This is a genomic window from Gramella sp. Hel_I_59 (assembly GCF_006714895.1).
Taxonomy (GTDB): Bacteria; Bacteroidota; Bacteroidia; order Flavobacteriales; family Flavobacteriaceae; genus Christiangramia.
This window is the reverse complement of sequence record NZ_VFME01000001.1, coordinates 3,252,727-3,270,942: the sequence shown is the minus strand read 5'-3', so window position 1 is coordinate 3,270,942 and position 18,216 is coordinate 3,252,727. Positions and strand designations below refer to the sequence as shown.

Here is an 18,216-nt window from a genome sequence, read left to right as displayed (position 1 = left end):
ATCCTTATACCGGAATGGATCTAAAACTGCTCAGGCTTTACAAATTCCCAATTCTTATAGCGCTCTCCTGTGTCGCCTTTTACTGGAGTTTTGCATATGGATTAGTCCGTGAAGATTTTGTTCGGCTTGTGATGCTTTATACGGCTTTATGCTTCCTGAGTTACAAGCTTTATAAGTTACTGCGTCACAATTTCAAATTCCTGGTCATACTTGCGATCATTTTTAGATTGATCTTCCTGTTCGCACTTCCACAACTTTCGCAGGATTACTTTAGATTTATTTGGGATGGACAGCTTATCAATGCTGGTATAAATCCTTATCAATTTATTCCTGCGGAAATTTCCAATGGTCTTAATTTTCCAAATACCGAAGTTTTATTAAACGGAATGGGGAGCCTTAGCGCAGGACATTATTCAAACTATCCACCGGTTAATCAGTTGCTATTTGCAGTTTCCTCGTTTCTAGCAAATTCCAGCCAATTGCTGAATGTGATGTTTTTAAGAGCGCTAATTATTGTGGCCGATCTCGGAACGCTCTATTTTGGTGCTCGTTTGCTTTCAAATCTCGGACTATCCAGGGATAGGATATTTCTCTATATTCTCAATCCTTTCATTATCATTGAAATGACCGGAAATCTGCATTTCGAGTCAGTCATGGTGTTTTTCCTGGTTTGGTCTCTTTATCTATTACAACAGAAACGCTGGGTAGCTTCTGCAATAGTACTTGGCTTGTCCATTTCTGTTAAACTATTACCACTGCTTTTCCTGCCACTCTTCCTCGGTTTTTTTCTGAAGAATTCGAAGCTGTCTTTCTTGAAATTACTCGGATTTTATAGCCTGGTAATCTTAACTCTGGTGATCTCGTTTGTTCCATTTTATTCCGAAGAGGTGATGGCGAATTTTATGGCAAGTGTTGGATTATGGTTTGGTAAGTTTGAATTCAATGCCTCGGTATATTACCTGGTGAGGTGGATAGGTTTCCAGGTAAAAGGATATAACATCATTGAGACCGCTGGCAAGATCTTACCCGTAATCACATTTGTTGCGGTTCTACTTCTGACTTTTCTACGGAAAAATGGGAAGATGCAGAGCTTGATAAAGAGTATGCTATTTGGTATTTCTGTTTATCTACTTCTGTCTACAACAGTGCACCCCTGGTATCTGGCAATTCCAATCTTTCTAAGTGTGTTCACGAGATTTAGATATATGCTCGTCTGGTCCTTGCTGGTCATTCTAAGTTATTCGGCATATTCCAATGCTCAATATGATGAAAATATGTGGCTGGTAGCCTTTGAGTATATCGTGGTAATTGGATTTTTCCTGTATGAACTACTCTTTCAGAATAGTTCTAAGCTTGCGGATTAGGTTTATTAGATTTCTTCAGAAGATATATATCACGCATATAAATGAGTGCACCAAAGAAATGTGCAGCCATAAGTACCGGGTCTTCTCGAAATATTCCGTAGGTAAAAAGCAAGCTGGAGCCTATTAAACTAAGGACCCAGAAACCCAGCGGTAATGAAGATTCCTGATTTACTTCAGAATAATACCACTGGTAAAAAAATCTTGAGGTATATACAATTTGAGCTACCAAACCTAAAGCGATGATCCAACCCGCAATATTTTCAGACCTCAATACATCATCCCAGGTTTGTGTTCCAAAAAAAGTGATGTAGGCCGCAATAGCAAATGGGAAAATTATGACCAGTCCTTTAAAGAAGATATTTCGGTTTTTCCATTCGTTCATTAAAGAAAGATTTCGCCAGTATACTCCGTAGATGAGGAACTGCCCTAACATGATTGCAAAATCATCCCGTAAATATCCATAGGTGAATAATAAAATAGAGGCCAGTAAGCTCAGTTTCCAGAACAATACCGGTGTTTCAACTTCCTTGGATTTTTCAGAAAGAAACCATTGACTTATTAATCTAGCACTAAATAATAGCTGTGCTAAAAAACCTATTGCAAATATTGGCCAGTTCTCCATCTAGTTCTTCATTCTTTTAAGGATCTTCTTTAAACTATTCTTCATCATAGATTGAGCACTTACAGAGAATGCAAAATCCTTACTATCATCAGGAACTTTCAACTCAGACCGTACGTGGCTGTAATAAACACTAACTTTTTCATTTAAATTAATGATCTCCAGCGACACCTTGGTCACATTGGCCTCACCAGGATCGATATTTCCTATTTGTATAGATCCAAGATCGTCTGCAGGCTTTTCAGCCTTGATATTAATGATATAGTCATAACCTTTTGCTCTTGAAGCCAATTGCTCAAGATCTTCCGCTGAACTATTGAATCCAAGGTTTGAGTTAATCAAAGTCACTGGCGTGTCCTGTATGCTCACAAGTTTTCCATTTGGAATTCGATCTTCTAATTTGTCAAAAATCATCTCTCGCAATTTAAGTCGAACGCTTTCTGGGGCATCAATAATATTTAGTAAGTGGGTGCCTTCAGGAAAACTGTAAGTTTTTTGCGACACACTGGAAAACACATAACTTGGTGTATTACAGGATTGTATTGAGATAGCGATGAGGAGAAAAAGAACCAATTTCTTCATGGAATATAAAACACAAAAGCTGCTCAATATTAGGCAATTTCGCCTGTTGAGCAGCTTGAATGTAAGGTAATTATTTGTTAATTACATATCCAGGAGATAGGCAAATATAAGTGGTGCAACGATGGTTGCATCACTTTCAATAATATGTTTAGGAGTGTTTATATCCAGTTTTCCCCATGTGATCTTCTCATTCGGAACAGCTCCAGAGTACGAACCGTAACTGGTTGTAGAGTCCGATATCTGACAAAAATAGCTCCAGAAAGGAGTATCTGTACGCTCCATATCCTGATAAAGCATTGGAACGACACAAATTGGGAAATCCCCGGCAATACCACCACCAATCTGGAAGAATCCAATTCCATCTTTGGAATTTTCAGTATACCAGTCGGCAAGGAAGGTCATATATTCAATTCCAGATTTCATCGTACTTGCCTTCAGTTCACCTTTAAGCACGTATGAAGCGAAGATATTCCCTAATGTAGAATCTTCCCATCCAGGAACCACCATTGGCAGGTTCTTTTCCGCAGCAGCATACATCCATGAATCTTTCAGGTCGATCTCGTAATGCTCCTCCATAACTCCGCTTAACAATAATTTATGCAGAAATTCATGCGGGAAATAACGTTCTCCTTTTTCTTCAGCATCTTTCCAGATCTTGAAAATATGATCCTGAATTCTACGAAAAGCCTCTTCTTCAGGAATACAGGTATCTGTAACCCGGTTTAAACCTTTCTCCAATAGATCCCACTCATCCTGAGCGGTAAGATCACGATAATTCGGAACTCGTTTGTAATGTGAATGCGCTACAAGATTCATCACGTCCTCTTCAAGGTTTGCCCCGGTACAGGAAACAATATGCACCTTGTCCTGGCGAATCATCTCGGCAAAGATCTTTCCTATCTCTGCAGTACTCATTGCCCCAGCAAGGGAAACAAGCATTTTTGAACCGCCTTGCAGCTGTTTTTCGTAATCTTTTGCAGCATCTACTAATGCTGCCGCATTAAAATGCAGGTAATATTTTTCTATAAATTGGGATATATGTCCTTTACTCATCTTCGTCTTCTTCAGTAAAATTTTGGTATTTAAATTTGTAGCTCAGCATTTTGTAATAAAGTTTTGCTGCCAGGAAGTCTGAAGATTTTTCCTTCTTATCCGGACAAAGCTCTACGATATCAAAGCCTACTACATTCTTTTTCTTGAACATCATTTTCAGAAATTCCAGGGTCTCATACCAGAATAATCCGCCTGGCTCCGGAGTACCGGTTGAAGGCATGATGCTAGGGTCGAAAGCGTCAAGATCTATGGTGATAAACACGTTTGGAGTCATTTGTCCAATCGCATCTTCCTGCCAGTCCTCGTAAAGATCATGGGCGAAATACACCTGGTTCTCGTCCATATGATCTTTTTCTGAAATGTCCATAGAGCGAATTCCTACCTGAATAAGATTGGTAGTTTTACTGGCTTCATGAAGTGCACAGGCGTGGTTGCAGGTTGAGCCTTCGTATTCTGGTCTTAGATCTGCATGAGCATCCAGTTGTACAACCGTAAGGTCTGAGAAAGATTCTTTAAAAGCTTTGATACTACCAATAGAAACTGAATGTTCACCTCCAAATAAGGTTACAAATTTCTCCTGTTTGATATAGTTTTTCGTGGTTTTGTAAACCGCTTCAACCATTTTCTCGGGAGAAGAATCCTCGGTCACCGGTGGTGCCAGATAAATTCCTTTTTTGTAAACCTCAGTATTTGTCTCGATATCATACAGCTCCATATTTTCTGAAGCGTCTAAAAATGCATCCGGACCTTTATCGGCACCTTTCTGCCAGGTACTGGTTCCATCATACGGCACAGGAATCAATACCACTTTCGCTTCGTCTATACGAGCATATTTATCGGGTATCCCGGCGTAATTCTTTTTGCTCATGGCTAATTGAATTGTTTAGTTAGTTGTTTATTAGTTGGTTAAAGGTATCGTTTTAATTATTTCTATCATAGCCAAGAATACTTAGCATGTCTTCAGAGTTCTGTTGTTCGCTGAAAAGTTTCGTTGTAATCTTATCATCTTCATCCCGGTCGATTAAAATATGCTTTGGCTGCGGAATAAGACAATGCTGCAACCCGCCAAAACCTCCAATCGTATCCTGATATGCACCGGTATTGAAAAACCCAATATATAAAGGCTTTTCCTTTTTAAACTTCGGAAGATAGATCGCGTTGGTATGTTGTTCAGAATTATAATAATCGTCACTGTCGCAGGTTAGACCTCCCAGCAAAACTCTCTCATATTCATCATTCCACCTGTTTACTGCCAGCATGACGAATTTTTTACTGATCGCCCATGTATCTGGCAATGTAGTAATGAACGAAGAGTTGATCATATTCCACTTTTCACGATCATTCTGCTGTTTCTGATATAAAACCTCGTAGATCGCACCACCACTTTCACCAACAGTAAAACTTCCAAATTCAGTAAAGATATTTGGAACATCTACTCCGGCTTCTTCACAGGTTAGTTTGATCTGGTTAATGATTTCATCTACCATGTAAGCGTAATCATAATCGAATGCCAGTGAGTTCTTGATAGGGAATCCACCACCAATGTTCAAACTATCCAGGCTAGGACATAATTTCTTTAAACTGGTATATACTTTCAAACACTTGTTCAATTCGTTCCAGTAGTAGGCTGTATCGCGAATCCCGGTGTTAATGAAAAAATGCAGCATTTTAAGGTCTACCTGCTCGTTATCTTTCAGTTGTTTATGAAAAAAAGGAACGATGTTCTGGTATCCAATTCCCAATCTTGAGGTATAAAATTCGAATTTTGGCTCTTCTTCCGAAGCAATTCTTATCCCTACCTGGAATTTCCCATTCACTTTTTCTGAAAGTAGATCTAGTTCTTCATAATTATCGATCACAGGAATACACTTTTCGTGTCCGCTATTGATCAGTCTACTTATATTCTCAACGTATTGATCTCTTTTGAAGCCATTGCAAATTACCCAATGATCATTGGAGATCCTTCCTGCAGCTTTAAGCTTTTCAACAATATTAATATCAAAAGCTGAAGAAGTTTCAATGTGAATGTCATTCCTTAAAGCTTCCTTGAGAACATGTTCAAAATGGGAACTTTTGGTGCAATAACAGTAATTATAGGAACCTTTATAATCATGTTTTTCCAAGGCGGCTTGAAACCAGCCTTTTGCTCTGTTGATATTCTGTGATATTTTAGGCAAGTATGTAAACTTGAGGGGAGCGCCATACTGCTCCACAAGCTTCATCAGGTCAATATCATGAAATTTTAATTGTGTTCCTTCCAGTGAAAATTCTTCCTGTGGAAAGTAATAAGTCTGGTCTATGAGATCGCTGTACTTTGTATTCAATTTGCGTAAATGATTTTAAGGCTAAAAATTAGATAATAATTGATAGGGTCAAAAAGATCGACTAATAAATTAATGTTAAGATAAGAGATAGGCTCGCTCCATTGCGCAACGATAGTATTCTGATCGTCATGGAGTTGCAATGCTGAAGGCTTTTCAGCTAATAAAAAGATATTTCTATTCAATTACCTATAGATCGACAGGAAGCCAGGGAAATTGATCCGACTTTTGACGTGGTAAATGTATTTAAAAAATTAAAATGGAAAAGCTAAAAAATGAATTAGTGCATCCCAAGGTTGATAACCTCCTGTTCAGTAAGGTTTCTGGTGCGCCCGCGAGACAGATCTTTCTTGGTTAGACCTCCAAATACAACGCGATCCAGGCTTTCTACATCGTACCCCATGCTCTTAAAGATCCTGGTTACAATATGTTCCTTAATGCTGTAAAGTTCGATCCCAACTTCAGTATGAGGTTTGTCGTCAATAAAGCTAATGCTGGTCACGATCACTTTAGAACCTTCAAGGAAAACTCCTTTTTCGATAGATTCAAGATCTTCCTTGGAAAGAGCTTTACTAAGCGTTACATGATAGATCTGGCGAATTCCATTCTTAGGTTTGGCCAGTTTTTTAGCTAGAGTTCCATCATTGGTAAACAGCAACAGACCCTTTGCCTGGTTATCTAGTTTCCCAACAGGACTTACTCTAGCGTCGGTAACTTTTGAAACAAGTTCCATCACAGTTTTACCACCTTTTTCAGGATTTCCAGTTACAAAAAATCCAGCTGGTTTATTCAGAAGAATATATTGTGGTTTCTCCGGGTTGATTCGGCGACCATCAAAACGAACATCGTCTTCAAGTTTTACTCTATAACCCATCTCTGTAACAGACTTCCCGTTTACAGTAACATTACCGGCAGCAATGTACATATCTGCATCTCTACGGGAACATATTCCAGAGTTTGCGATATATTTATTAAGACGAATACCTTCAGTATTAGAAATTGGACTCTTCTCCATTTTCGGCTTTACCGGTGCATTCCCACGTGCGTGAGATTTTTTCCTGGTACCACCACCTTGTCTGCCACTATTCTTACCACCTGAAGATCTATCGTTTCTGCTCATTGCCAAAATTTTTGCAAAGATACATTATCCCGCATGAGGATGCTAAGTATTTGAGAAAACTTTTAAGATGAGGGTATTACCTCAAAATACCCGGTTGAGAACTTCCTGAAGATCAATAAGCAGAATGCTGAAAACGCCTACGACAATGATCAGTTTTAAAATATTATGCAACAGGAGGTATTGCCACTTGGCTTTACTGAAGTATAAGAGTAGAAGAAAAACACCGAGCAAAAGGAGTGAAGTGTAAAAATAATAATTCATGAAACCTGTCTGAAATTGAGTGATCAACAGGTAAATAGGGATGATGGCAAGCACAGCACATACAGCAAGACAGAATTTGCTCCATCGCTCCCCGAAGACAAGTGGTATGGTTCTGTAATTCTGCGCGAGATCACCTTGCATATTTTCCAGGTCTTTGACAAGTTCTCGCATAAGGATCATCAAATAGAGGAATACAGCATGAATAAATATGACTGTCTCAAAATTTCTATAATAAACAAAGATTACAAAGAATGGTGTGATCGCAAGAATGGAAGCGACTAGATTCCCGAGAAACAGGATCTTTTTCAGGCGATGTGAGTATAGCCAGATTACGAAAATATAGATACTGAAAAATACTACTGCTTTAAATGATACATAGCTGGCAAAAAAGATAGCGGCAAAATTCAGAATAAAATAAACTGACAATTTTGTACGCTGACTAACCACGCGGTCGAGCATGGTTTTCTTAGGACGATTGATAAGATCTTTTTCGCTATCGTAAAAGTTGTTGATAATATAACCTGAAGCGATCACGGTAGACGAAGCAAGGATCAAAAAAAACAGGTTCGCATCAAAAAATACTTCCCGCAATGGTTTATCTGGGGCAAGTATAAAAGCTGAAGTTAAATACTGCGCTAGGACGACCACCAATATATTGTATCCCCTAACTACAGAAAATAAACTGAGTATTTTCAGTAGCAGGCGCTTTTTCGCGATCCCTGGCATAAAGTTGAGTTTAGAAGTTGTAAACTACTTCCAGGTTGTATCCTTTAAGTGATTTTCTTGCTTTTTCGATATCTTCAGTAAAACCAAGGATATAACCGCCACCACCAGACCCACAAAGTTTTAGGTAGTAATCATTGGTTTCGATCCCTTTCTGCCACAGTTTATGGAACTGCGCAGGAATCATTGGTTTGAAGTTATCCAGCACAGTATGAGATAGTTTCTTTACGTTCTTGAAAAGCGATTTTACATCTCCTTTCAAAAAGTCATCAACACAGGCGTCTGTTTGAGTCACGAACTGATCCTTCAGCATTTTTCTAAAAGGCTCCTGTTTCATATTCTCCATGAAAATACTCACCATTGGTGCAGTATCTCCAGTAATTCCGCTGTCTAGTAAAAATACTGCTCCCGTTCCATTTTCAGTTTGAGAAGGAATTCCTGCAGGTTCAATATTTTCTTTGGAGTTAATTAAAATAGGAATGCTCAAATATGAGTTAAGCGGATCCAGTCCTGAAGATTTTCCGTGGAAAAAAGATTCCATTTCTCCAAAGATCTTTTTCAGCTTTAATAATTTGTCCCGGGTAAGATTCTCCAGAACGGTGATCTTATCATGGGCATATTTGTCATAAATAGCGGCGACTAATGCACCACTACTACCAACACCGTAGCCTTGAGGAATACTTGAATCAAAATACATTCCGCTGGAAATATCAGCCTTAAGAGCTTCAATATCAAACTTTACAAGTTCCGGATTGTTTTCCTGAAGTGCTTCAAGGTAAGCAGCAAACTTACGCAGATTGGTATTCGATTTTTTAGCCTCTTCAGTATCATTGTCAGACAACTTCAGGGCGCCATTATAAAAATTATATGGGATCGATAAACCTTTGGAATCTTTAATGATCCCGTATTCTCCAAAGAGAAGAATTTTTGAGTAAAATAAAGGTCCTTTCATAAGCATTCAGGTTCAGTAGGCAGAAATGTAGTCGCAAACTTATTAAAATTACAATTTTTTTGCGCCATTCCCAACTAGGTCGCAAATATAGTGTCCATTCTCACAATACGCAACTAACTCATTCTTAATGAACTCTAAAACTTTAGGAGCGTGATCTTCAGGATATAGCAAATGTACGTTAGCACCAGCATCCAGCGTGAAACAAGCGGGGATACCCGTCTCTTCTCTAAACTTCCAGATACTGTTGATGATTTCCAGCGTGTTCGGTTTCATAAGAATAAAATACGGCTGACTACTCATCATCATGGCGTGAAGTGTCAACGCCTCGCTTTCCACAATTTTTATAAATTCTGAATAATCACCAGATTTCAATGCGGGAATCAATTTGCTTAGATTTTCGTGAGCTTGTTTGAAGCGCTCTTCAGCAAAAGGATGTCCATGCATTAGATCATGACCTACCGTGCTGCTAACCTGTTTTTCACCTTTATCTACAAGTAGTATAGTATCTTGAAAATTTTGAAAGTTTTCATGCAATTCATTTTCATATCTAATTGCAAAAAGATCTGATGAACTCTCAAATTCATTATGTTTTCCCCAGATCATAAGATCCCCTTGTATACTTCTGGAGGCGCTTCCGGAACCAAGTCTTGCCAGGAAAGATGCTTTTCTCTGGAAGTGTTCTTCGCTCATTTCAGGATCTAGCTGACGTTCAAGATCCATAATACAAAGTGCAAGTGCGCTCATCCCTGAAGCAGAAGACGCGATCCCGCTACTGTGAGGAAAGCTGTTTTCACTTCTTATAACAAACTTGTAATCGTTTAAATAGGGGCAATATTCCTGAATGCGCTCAAAAAACTTCTGAATCTTGGGTTTGAAATCTTCTTTAGGTTTATCCTCAAAATAGAAATCGAACTCAAAACTGTCAGATTTATCCTCTTTTTTCTGAAATTCCAGGCTAGTGGTTGATCTGCAATGATTTAGCGTAAAACTTATGGAAGGATTTGCAGGAATTTGATGTTCCTTTTTGCCCCAGTATTTGACCAGTGCTATATTACTTGGGGATTGCCAGCTCACCTTGCCAGACTTTATTTCCCTGGAATACATGGAGGGAACAAATTCCTGATGCGTCATTCTGAAAAATTTTTGTCAAAGTTAAACTTTATGTAAAGATCTTGAGATGTTTCCTTTTAAATAAATTGCTATTTTAGTGAGAGTAACCAACCAGATATGACCTCAAAACTTCTCATAAGAAGCACTTTTGCGGTAGGCATTTGTCTTGTCTTCGGTCTTCTTGGTGCGATCGCTATTCAAACAGGAATGGCAGATTGGTATACAGGCCTGCAAAAACCCTGGTTCTACATAAAGGATGATATTTTAAGCTCCATCTGGCTTTTTATGTACGTGTTACTTGGAGTTGCTGCTGGTATCGTTTGGAGTAAAGGTTTCTATCACAAATGGGTAAAAACAGCACTTTACCACTTTGGTTTCCAATTATTCCTGAATGGTTTCTGGTTCCTGCTGTTCTTTGCTCTTGAAAAACCGGTCCTGGCGCTAGTGGATCTGGCACTGCTTTTTGTGGTTACACTTTTCACCATAAAATGGTTTAAGATTGTAAGTAATACAGCTGCTTATATGCTTGTTCCTTATGCGGTATGGATTCTTCTGGCCTTCGCTTTTAACTTCGAGATCTGGCGTCTTAACTCATAGCTTTCGCAGCAAGAAATCCACCTGTCCACGCATTCTGAAAATTAAAACCTCCAGTGATCGCGTCAATATTCAAAATCTCTCCTGCAAAATATAGATTTGGGTGTAGTTTGCTTTCAAATGTTTGAAAATCTACTTCTTTTAGATCTATTCCTCCAGCAGTTACAAATTCTTCTTTGAAAGTGCTTTTGCCATTTACTGCAAATTCGGCCGCTGTAAGCTGTGCGCCCAGATTCGACAATTGCTGTTTGTTGAGGTCTGCCCATTTACTATCCTGAGAAATTCCAGAAGCAAGAACAAGGCTGTGCCATAGTCTTTTTGGAAGGTCAAACTGAGACCTTTTGTAAACCTGTTGTTTGGAATGTTCCTGTTTCAAATCTTTTAAAGTTTCGAGGATCGACAGTTCATTTTCACCAGGAATCCAGTTCACTTTTATGCTGAATTTATACTGAAGTTCATTTAAAGCCCTGGCTCCCCAAGCTGAAAGTTTTAAGATAGCAGGGCCACTGAAACCCCAATGGGTAATTAGCAATGGACCATCGCTGCTAAGTTTAGCTCCGGGAATCTCTACTTCTGCATCAAGAGCGATGCCGGGTAGATCCTTGATCCTGTCATCTTCGATATTAAACGTGAAAAGGGATGGTACAGCATCAACGATGGAGTGTCCGCTACTTTTCAAAAGATTCCAGATTTTCGAATTGCTGCCGGTTGCAAGCATCAATTTCTCACAGGAATATTCTTTGGAGCCTACTTCAATTTTCCAGTAATCGCCTTCAGAAGAAAAATTCTTTAAACTTTCACCAGTGCGGACTTCAATTTTCAAGTTATCGCATTCCTTTCTGAAGCAGTCAATAATGGTTTCTGAAGAATCTGTAATGGGAAACATGCGTCCGTCATCTTCAGTTTTAAGAGAAACTCCTCTGTCTTCAAACCAGCCAATGGTATCACCGGTCATAAATTTGTGAAAGGGTCCTCGAAGTTCTTTGCTTCCGCGGGGATATTTACGAACCAGTTCGGCAGGAATAAATTCAGCATGAGTGACATTACACCGGCCACCACCTGATATGCGAACCTTATTCAAAACTTCCTTTCCTCTTTCCAGGATAAGAACTTTCAGAGACCTGTTATTTGCAGCAATATTGATCGCTGTAAAAAATCCTGCTGCACCGCCACCTACTATGATCCTGTCGAAATATTCCAAATATGAGCTCTTTGATGGCAAAAATAAACAACTAAGAGCTAGTATTTAGTTTTGCAACAACTTAACAGGATTCTGTAATCGATCCGGATAATCTGAGATGATACCATCAACCCCGAAATCGATCATTCTCAAGATATCATTCACTTCGTTCACGGTCCACACGTTTACTTTAAAGCCATGATCCTGGCATAGCTTCGTATTATCTCGCGTAATAATTCCTACGGAAGGGTGTATGGCTACTGCATCCAGTTTCTTTCCAAGTTCTATCGCTTCAGGTACACTAGCTTTACTCAGGACTGCCAGCGGGATCCTGGAATTGATCTTTTTGACTTCGAACAATTCATTCTTCTGAAAACTGGAAACCAGAAAGTTGCCATATTCCCAGTTTTGTTTTTCAACTCTATGCTGAATAATTTCTGAAACCGCCTTCGCGGTATTCCGTCCCTTAAGCTCAATATTGATCTGGCATTTATTCTCGATAAGATCAAGCACCTCGTGCAGCATAGGAATTTTGAACCGCTCCTCGATCAAAAATGACTGCATTTCTGCACTTCTTTTTTTAGCGATTTCTCCGCTGCCATTAGTAGTTCTATCCAGGGTAAAATCATGAATTACGAACAATTCGCCAGTGGCACATCGATGCACATCGATCTCGATCATATTCACCCCAAGACTGATCGCTTTTTCAATACTTTCCAGTGTATTTTCAGCGAGATGAGCTTTAGCACCACGATGGCCAATTTTGTTGAACTTTTCCATTTTTCAAATTTAGAAATTAATGACTTTCCCTGAAAGTTTAGCGGTTTTAATACAAAAATCGGGAATTTAGAAATGATTATGACGGCTTAACATTTAATTAATTAAAAGCCGGAGTAAATTGAATTTCAACCAAAAATCGGGTGTATTCTAAGGTAATTATCTTGGTAATAATGATTCATCGGATTAAAAATCTAAATTAAATGGACAAGTGGTTCGCATTTGACATTCCGTCCTTTGTTGCGATTATTCTAACCGCAATAGGGATCTATATCGCAATTGTCATCTTTACCCGGATCGCCGGTAAAAGAAGTTTTTCTAAAATGTCCAGTTTTGACTTTGCTATGACCGTAGCTCTTGGGTCTATGGTGGCCACTACGGTTCTAAGTAAAAGCGTGAGCTTATGGGAGGGTGTAGTTGGTATCGCGGCAGTATATATTTTACAGCTATTTGTGGCGATCCTGCGTAGGTTCAAGGTGGTTCAAAATGTAGTGGACAACGGTCCTTTGATGCTTATGGATGGACAAACTATTCTTTATGAGAACTTAAAGAAAGCCAGGGTTACCGAAGCAGATCTTCGATCTAAGTTAAGAGAAGCAAATGTGATCAGGTTAAAAGAAGTTAGAGCTGTGGTTTTCGAAGCAACCGGGGATATTTCAGTTTTACATACCGATAAAGACGACGAAGAACTGGAAGATTATTTATATAAAGACGTTTCAAAATAGGAAGAAGATGCAGGTGAAGGAAAGAACAAGACGAAAGAGTTTAAAAGCTGTTTCAGATGAACAGATAAAGGCAGAATATGCCGAATTCATTCTTGAGAATGAACACCCGTGTATCATGGCCAAGACAATTTTCGCCATGGACCAGTTTATTCTCAAAACTTATGATGACTTTGGTAGTATGGAAGCTTCTGCCAGATTATTAAAGGATTTGAAAGACTATATTGAAGCTTACGATTTTGAATCGAATGATTTCAAAACGTTCCTGGCGGTATTTCCAAATTCTCCGGAGTATTCTGGAATTAACTTCGAAGAATTACTATGGAAGCAGTTAGGCAATATTCATAAACTGGATAACGAGCAATGGGATCCTGCGGTTAGTGATGATCCTAAGGATGAAAATTTTAGTTTTAGCATTGCAGGAAAAGCTTTCTATGTTGTAGGATTGCATCCAAATTCTTCCAGAAAGGCGAGACAGAGTCCATATACTACTCTGACATTCAATTTACACTGGCAGTTCGAAAAACTCAGGGAAATGGGGACCTATCAAAAAGTTCGTGATAGAATTCGTGATCGGGACGTAGCTTTGCAGGGTTCGATCAACCCTATGTTGGAAGACTTTGGAAATAACAGTGAAGCCAAACAATATAGTGGGCGTAAAGTTGATAAAGAATGGAAATGCCCATTCCACTAGGAAATTAAGAAATGTACAGACCAAAAAAATACCGGAAAGATGAGGATGAATTTATTCTCCCATTTCTTCGGAAATTTCCATTTGCGACATTTGTTCTCAAGGGAGAACATCTTCTAGCCACGCATATTCCTGTGCTTATCGACGAATTTGAAGAAGGTAAATGGAGTTTATTTTCTCATATCGCAAACCATAATGAACAGAAAGAATTTCTGAAGGATGATGTTGAAGTATTAGTGATATTTCATGGTGCTCATTCTTATATTTCCTCTTCCTGGTATGAGGAAGCTGATATTAGTACCTGGGATTATTCGGCAGTGCATGTGAATGGAAAAATTAAACTTCAGTCGGAGTCAGAACTAAGAGAATCTCTTTCAAAGCTGGTAGCTAATTTCGAAAAAGAGCAGGAAAATCCTCTTTACTACGATAAAATTCCGAAGAAAATGCTGGAAGATCACCTTCCGCAGATCACGGGTTTCTGGATCGAACCGGTAAAAGTTGAAGGCATCGCAAAACTACATCAATCTTACCATTCTAAAGATGTGGAAAGAGTGGTTGAGAAATTAGATGCTTCAGAAGATCCTCTAAAAAATCAAATTTCAGAAGGCATTAAAAACGAACATAATTTATAATGATCGAAGTAATCAAAAGACAAACTGGAGCGGCATTCAGACTGAGAAAAGGTCAGAAATTGAAAGTGATCGATCCAAACGGAGAACAGGTAAGCGATATGGTTCTTTTTAATGCAAAAGATACCCGGGAAAAGATCTCTTCCGGCAAAACTCTGGATTTTGAGGAAAGTATTTTGATTAGTCAGGGTGATCATCTCTGGAGTAACAGGAGTAATAAAATGATGGAGATCCTGGAAGATACGAACGGTAGAAATGACTTTTTGCTAGCGCCGTGCAGTCCTGAAACTTTCCAGATCATGTATAAGAATAATGAGTATCACCCAAGTTGTTTCGAAAATCTTTATACCAACCTGGAGAAGTTCGAAATTCAGCCAGATGATATTCCTACCGCATTCAATATTTTTATGAACGTTCAGTTCGACACTAATGGAAAACTTAGCGTAGATCCGCCTTTAAGCAAAGCCGGTGATTATGTTCTGTTCGAAGCGAAAATGGACCTTATAGTTGCTTTGACAGCATGTTCTGCCGAAGATAGCAATGGTGGAACCTTTAAGCCAATTCACTACGAAATTATCGATTAAGTGTTCTTCCTACGGTAACGCATATTCAACATTTCTATAGCTAGAGAGAAGAATACTGCAAAATAGATGTAGCCTTTAGGAACATGATAATGTGCACCTTCAACGATAAGCATGACTCCAATTAGTATCAGAAATGATAATGCCAGGATCTGAATTGTAGGATGATTATTTACAAATTCTCCTACAGGTTTGGCGAAAATCATCATTACGATGATGGAAACAATTACTGCTATCACCATTAGGATAATTTGGTCTGTCAAACCTACGGCCGTAAGTATGGAATCAAAGGAGAAAACGATATCCAGAAGTACGATCTGTACGATCGCAGAGCTAAAACTTATCGTTGGCTTTTTACCTTTTTCGGTCGTATTATTTTCCTCCTGTCCTTCTACCTTATGATGAATTTCAAGAGTACTTTTTATTAATAAGAATATACCACCGGCGACCAGGATAATATCCCGCCAGCTTAATTCAAAATCTGCCACGGTGAGTACAGGTTCGGTAAGCCCAATAATCCATGTGATACTTAAAAGCAACAAAATACGCATGATCAAGGCAATGGATAAACCACCTATTCTAGCTTTTTTCTGACTCTCTTCGGGAACTTTACCTGCTACTATAGAGATGAAAATAATATTGTCTATCCCCAGAACGATTTCCAGAAAAGTAAGAGTTAGAAGAGCTACCCAGGTATCTGGTTGTAGAAATATTTCCATGATCAATTGGTTGGTACAACTTCAAAATTAGATAAAAATGAATTACTCATAGTTAATATTATGAGAAACTGATTGAGCCTGTTAATTCTCAAAACCGAATTTGAAATTAACGCCACCGTAGATAGAAATCTGGAAAAAATCATAATCCGTTCGCCAGCGGGATTCACCTCGCACATAAATAAAGAATCTGTAAAAGTGAAATTCCAGTCGGTTATTGACTGCGAGAGAAGGAAAGGATCTCCAGGGTCTTTGAATTATAGAGAGGGAGAGATCCGTTACAGGGATCAGCTTTTTCCCGGGTCTGTAAACGTATCCAAGATTAAAACCTGATGAAGCATAATTGATGGCTTGAAAAGTTTCGTAATACGCTTCGAAGCTAAAATGTTCATTTCGGTATCCCAGAGAAAATATACCGTCGTAAGCAGCTGGGTTCACTGTGCCTCCAAATACTGCATTTCGAACATCCAGCCCTGTACCAGCATAAAAATAGGTTTCATCACTACTAATCCAGCTTTGAGCAGAAATTTGCGTTGCTAATAATAGTAATAAGAGTACGATACATTTTTTCATCAAAATAGTTCATAGAAAACCGCTCAGCTTAACTGCTGATTAATCGGGTCGCCTTGAATATCTTTTGATGTTTGGTTGAGAATGAATATAGAACTTTCTTTCCAATTTAATAGTGAAGAGATTTCAAAAACTAAAATGCGAAATGGTATGTCTCTAAATTGGTATTTATTATCACCAAAATGCTTTAATCTGTTTATAGTTGGTTCAGTTTATTTAATAATTCTTAAATTCTGCACTTAATTTTGAATATTTCATGGTTCAGTTATGAAATCTAGCGAACTATGATATCCAATCTTATTTAATTACGATTATGAATAAAATTTTCTTCTATTCCATAAGTGCAGCCCTTGCCGGGTTTCTTTTTGGATTTGATACAGTAGTAATTTCAGGAGCAGATAAACAATTACAGGCATTGTGGGGGACTTCAGATGCTTTCCATGGTTCTGTTGTGATGGCCATGGCTTTATGGGGTACTGTTGTTGGAGCGATCTTCGGAGGTATTCCTACAAATAAATTCGGTAGAAAAAATACATTGATCGCTATTGGAATTCTGTATTTCGTATCTGCCCTGGGTTCATCCCTGGTAGACGATCCTTATACCTTTGCATTCTTTAGATTTCTGGGTGGACTTGGAGTAGGAGCTTCTACCATCACCGCACCAGCGTATGTATCTGAAATAGCACCGGCCAATAAACGTGGTAAACTAGTTGCCCTGTACCAGTTCAATATCGTTCTGGGGATTCTTATCGCTTTTCTTTCCAATTACCTGTTAAGAAATACCGGAGAAGAACCATGGAGATGGATGGTTGGTGTAGAGGCTATTCCAGCTTTCCTGTATATTCTTTTTGTTATTGGGATTCCTAAGAGTCCGCGTTGGTTGGTCTCTAAAGGAAGAATGGCCGAGGCTAAACGCATTCTGGAAAGGATCAATCCAGGATTAGACGTTAGTGCCAAAGTTCAGGAGATCAGAACACAATCTGATTCTGAAGCTACCGGTGAGAATATCTTTATGAAAAAGTACCGTTTTCCGCTTATTCTGGCATTTTTAATTGCATTTTTCAATCAGTTATCCGGTATCAATGCATTCCTGTATTATGCCCCGAGAATTTTTGAAGCTGCCGGACTTGGAGAAAGTACAGCCTTGTTAAGCAGTATTGGAATTGGAGTTGTAAACCTGTTGTTCACTTTATTAGGAGTGTTTCTTATTGATAAACTTGGTCGAAAACAACTCTTGCTGTTTGGATCGATAGGCTATATTATATCTCTTTCACTGGTTGCAGCTGCATTCTTTCTGAATTGGGGAGGTTTATGGGTACCAATATTTTTATTTCTGTTTATAGCGTCGCACGCCATAGGACAGGGAGCGGTTATCTGGGTATTTATTTCTGAAATATTCCCTAACAGATTACGAGCTTCAGGACAGGCATTTGGAAGTTCAACTCACTGGGTGCTTGCCGCGATCATCCCTTCCAGTATTCCGTATTTATTCAGTACAATTGGTGCCGGCTGGGTTTTCGCCTTCTTTGCCTTCATGATGGTGCTACAACTGTTTTTCGTTATTTTTATGATGCCAGAAACCAAAGGGAAATCTCTGGAAGAACTGGCGGAAGAATTATCCATTAAAGAAATTTCAACTACAACCTGATAT

The 18,216-nt window shown here is 38.8% G+C and carries 20 protein-coding genes; 7 read left to right on the top strand and 13 right to left on the bottom strand.

What is annotated here, in order from left to right; genetic code table 11:
- The first annotated feature begins 14 nt into the window (after window positions 1-14).
- Entirely contained in the window at window positions 15-1,364 is a 1,350-nt protein-coding gene (locus JM79_RS15185; RefSeq protein WP_141878968.1) for a mannosyltransferase, read from the top strand.
- Here JM79_RS15185 and JM79_RS15180 read toward each other — a convergent pair.
- The 9 genes from JM79_RS15180 to JM79_RS15140 all read right to left on the bottom strand — a co-directional run bounded on the left by JM79_RS15180 (window position 1,348) and on the right by JM79_RS15140 (window position 10,126).
- Window positions 1,348-1,986 (bottom strand): lipid-A-disaccharide synthase N-terminal domain-containing protein, encoded by a 639-nt coding sequence (locus JM79_RS15180; protein ID WP_141878967.1) that lies wholly within the window; start codon window positions 1,984-1,986, stop codon window positions 1,348-1,350. The two genes, JM79_RS15185 and JM79_RS15180, sit on opposite strands and share 17 nt — an antisense overlap.
- Window positions 1,987-2,565, bottom strand: coding sequence for a hypothetical protein (locus tag JM79_RS15175; RefSeq protein ID WP_141878966.1), 579 nt, complete (start codon window positions 2,563-2,565; stop codon window positions 1,987-1,989).
- A gap of 81 nt (window positions 2,566-2,646) precedes the next feature.
- Window positions 2,647-3,618, bottom strand: a complete 972-nt coding sequence (locus JM79_RS15170) for a deoxyhypusine synthase family protein (protein WP_141878965.1) — start codon at window positions 3,616-3,618, stop codon at window positions 2,647-2,649.
- A complete protein-coding gene (gene speB / locus JM79_RS15165; RefSeq protein WP_141878964.1) occupies window positions 3,611-4,486 on the bottom strand; it encodes an agmatinase in 876 nt (291 codons plus the stop codon). Before speB ends, JM79_RS15170 begins: the two co-directional genes overlap by 8 nt.
- Before the next feature lie 52 nt (window positions 4,487-4,538).
- Window positions 4,539-5,942 carry an arginine decarboxylase gene (locus JM79_RS15160; protein WP_141878963.1) on the bottom strand — a complete coding sequence of 468 codons (1,404 nt, stop codon included), beginning with the start codon at window positions 5,940-5,942 and terminating at the stop codon, window positions 4,539-4,541.
- A gap of 277 nt (window positions 5,943-6,219) precedes the next feature.
- Window positions 6,220-7,059: a pseudouridine synthase gene (locus JM79_RS15155; protein WP_141878962.1), complete on the bottom strand. Its 840-nt coding sequence runs from the start codon at window positions 7,057-7,059 to the stop codon at window positions 6,220-6,222.
- Between the two features lie 81 nt (window positions 7,060-7,140).
- Complete coding sequence (locus tag JM79_RS15150) at window positions 7,141-8,046, bottom strand: geranylgeranylglycerol-phosphate geranylgeranyltransferase (protein ID WP_141878961.1); 906 nt, start codon at window positions 8,044-8,046, stop codon at window positions 7,141-7,143.
- Window positions 8,047-8,056: 10 nt separating this feature from the next.
- Window positions 8,057-8,995 (bottom strand): mevalonate kinase, encoded by a 939-nt coding sequence (locus JM79_RS15145; RefSeq protein WP_141878960.1) that lies wholly within the window; start codon window positions 8,993-8,995, stop codon window positions 8,057-8,059.
- 48 nt (window positions 8,996-9,043) lie between these two features.
- Window positions 9,044-10,126 carry a diphosphomevalonate decarboxylase gene (locus JM79_RS15140; protein WP_141878959.1) on the bottom strand — a complete coding sequence of 361 codons (1,083 nt, stop codon included), beginning with the start codon at window positions 10,124-10,126 and terminating at the stop codon, window positions 9,044-9,046.
- Window positions 10,127-10,222: 96 nt separating this feature from the next.
- On the opposite strand from JM79_RS15140, the gene JM79_RS15135 reads away from it, so the two are divergent.
- Complete coding sequence (locus tag JM79_RS15135) at window positions 10,223-10,702, top strand: TspO/MBR family protein (protein ID WP_141878958.1); 480 nt, start codon at window positions 10,223-10,225, stop codon at window positions 10,700-10,702.
- Here the strand turns inward: JM79_RS15135 and JM79_RS15130 are convergent.
- Both JM79_RS15130 and JM79_RS15125 read right to left on the bottom strand, forming a co-directional pair.
- Entirely contained in the window at window positions 10,692-11,900 is a 1,209-nt protein-coding gene (locus JM79_RS15130) for an NAD(P)/FAD-dependent oxidoreductase (RefSeq protein WP_141878957.1), read from the bottom strand. The two genes, JM79_RS15135 and JM79_RS15130, sit on opposite strands and share 11 nt — an antisense overlap.
- A 45-nt stretch (window positions 11,901-11,945) precedes the next feature.
- Window positions 11,946-12,659: a glycerophosphodiester phosphodiesterase family protein gene (locus tag JM79_RS15125; protein WP_141878956.1), complete on the bottom strand. Its 714-nt coding sequence runs from the start codon at window positions 12,657-12,659 to the stop codon at window positions 11,946-11,948.
- 200 nt (window positions 12,660-12,859) lie between these two features.
- Between JM79_RS15125 and JM79_RS15120 the strand changes: the two genes are divergently transcribed.
- The 4 genes from JM79_RS15120 to JM79_RS15105 are packed head-to-tail and all read left to right on the top strand — an operon-like array spanning window position 12,860 to window position 15,282.
- On the top strand, window positions 12,860-13,381 hold the full coding sequence (locus tag JM79_RS15120) for a YetF domain-containing protein (protein WP_141878955.1): 522 nt from the start codon (window positions 12,860-12,862) through the stop codon (window positions 13,379-13,381).
- 7 nt (window positions 13,382-13,388) lie between these two features.
- A complete protein-coding gene (gene gntA / locus JM79_RS15115; RefSeq protein WP_141878954.1) occupies window positions 13,389-14,072 on the top strand; it encodes a guanitoxin biosynthesis heme-dependent pre-guanitoxin N-hydroxylase GntA in 684 nt (227 codons plus the stop codon).
- Window positions 14,073-14,083: 11 nt separating this feature from the next.
- Entirely contained in the window at window positions 14,084-14,701 is a 618-nt protein-coding gene (locus JM79_RS15110; RefSeq protein ID WP_141878953.1) for an FMN-binding negative transcriptional regulator, read from the top strand.
- Entirely contained in the window at window positions 14,701-15,282 is a 582-nt protein-coding gene (locus tag JM79_RS15105; protein ID WP_141878952.1) for an urea carboxylase-associated family protein, read from the top strand. The genes JM79_RS15110 and JM79_RS15105 overlap by 1 nt, the downstream gene beginning before the upstream one ends.
- On the opposite strand, the gene JM79_RS15100 is transcribed toward JM79_RS15105, so the two are convergent.
- Both JM79_RS15100 and JM79_RS15095 read right to left on the bottom strand, forming a co-directional pair.
- Window positions 15,279-15,998 (bottom strand): TerC family protein, encoded by a 720-nt coding sequence (locus tag JM79_RS15100; protein WP_141878951.1) that lies wholly within the window; start codon window positions 15,996-15,998, stop codon window positions 15,279-15,281. The two genes, JM79_RS15105 and JM79_RS15100, sit on opposite strands and share 4 nt — an antisense overlap.
- Before the next feature lie 81 nt (window positions 15,999-16,079).
- Window positions 16,080-16,568, bottom strand: a complete 489-nt coding sequence (locus tag JM79_RS15095; RefSeq protein WP_141878950.1) for a hypothetical protein — start codon at window positions 16,566-16,568, stop codon at window positions 16,080-16,082.
- Between the two features lie 310 nt (window positions 16,569-16,878).
- Between JM79_RS15095 and JM79_RS15090 the strand changes: the two genes are divergently transcribed.
- Window positions 16,879-18,213 (top strand): sugar porter family MFS transporter, encoded by a 1,335-nt coding sequence (locus JM79_RS15090; protein WP_141878949.1) that lies wholly within the window; start codon window positions 16,879-16,881, stop codon window positions 18,211-18,213.
- The last annotated feature ends 3 nt before the right edge of the window (window positions 18,214-18,216 follow it).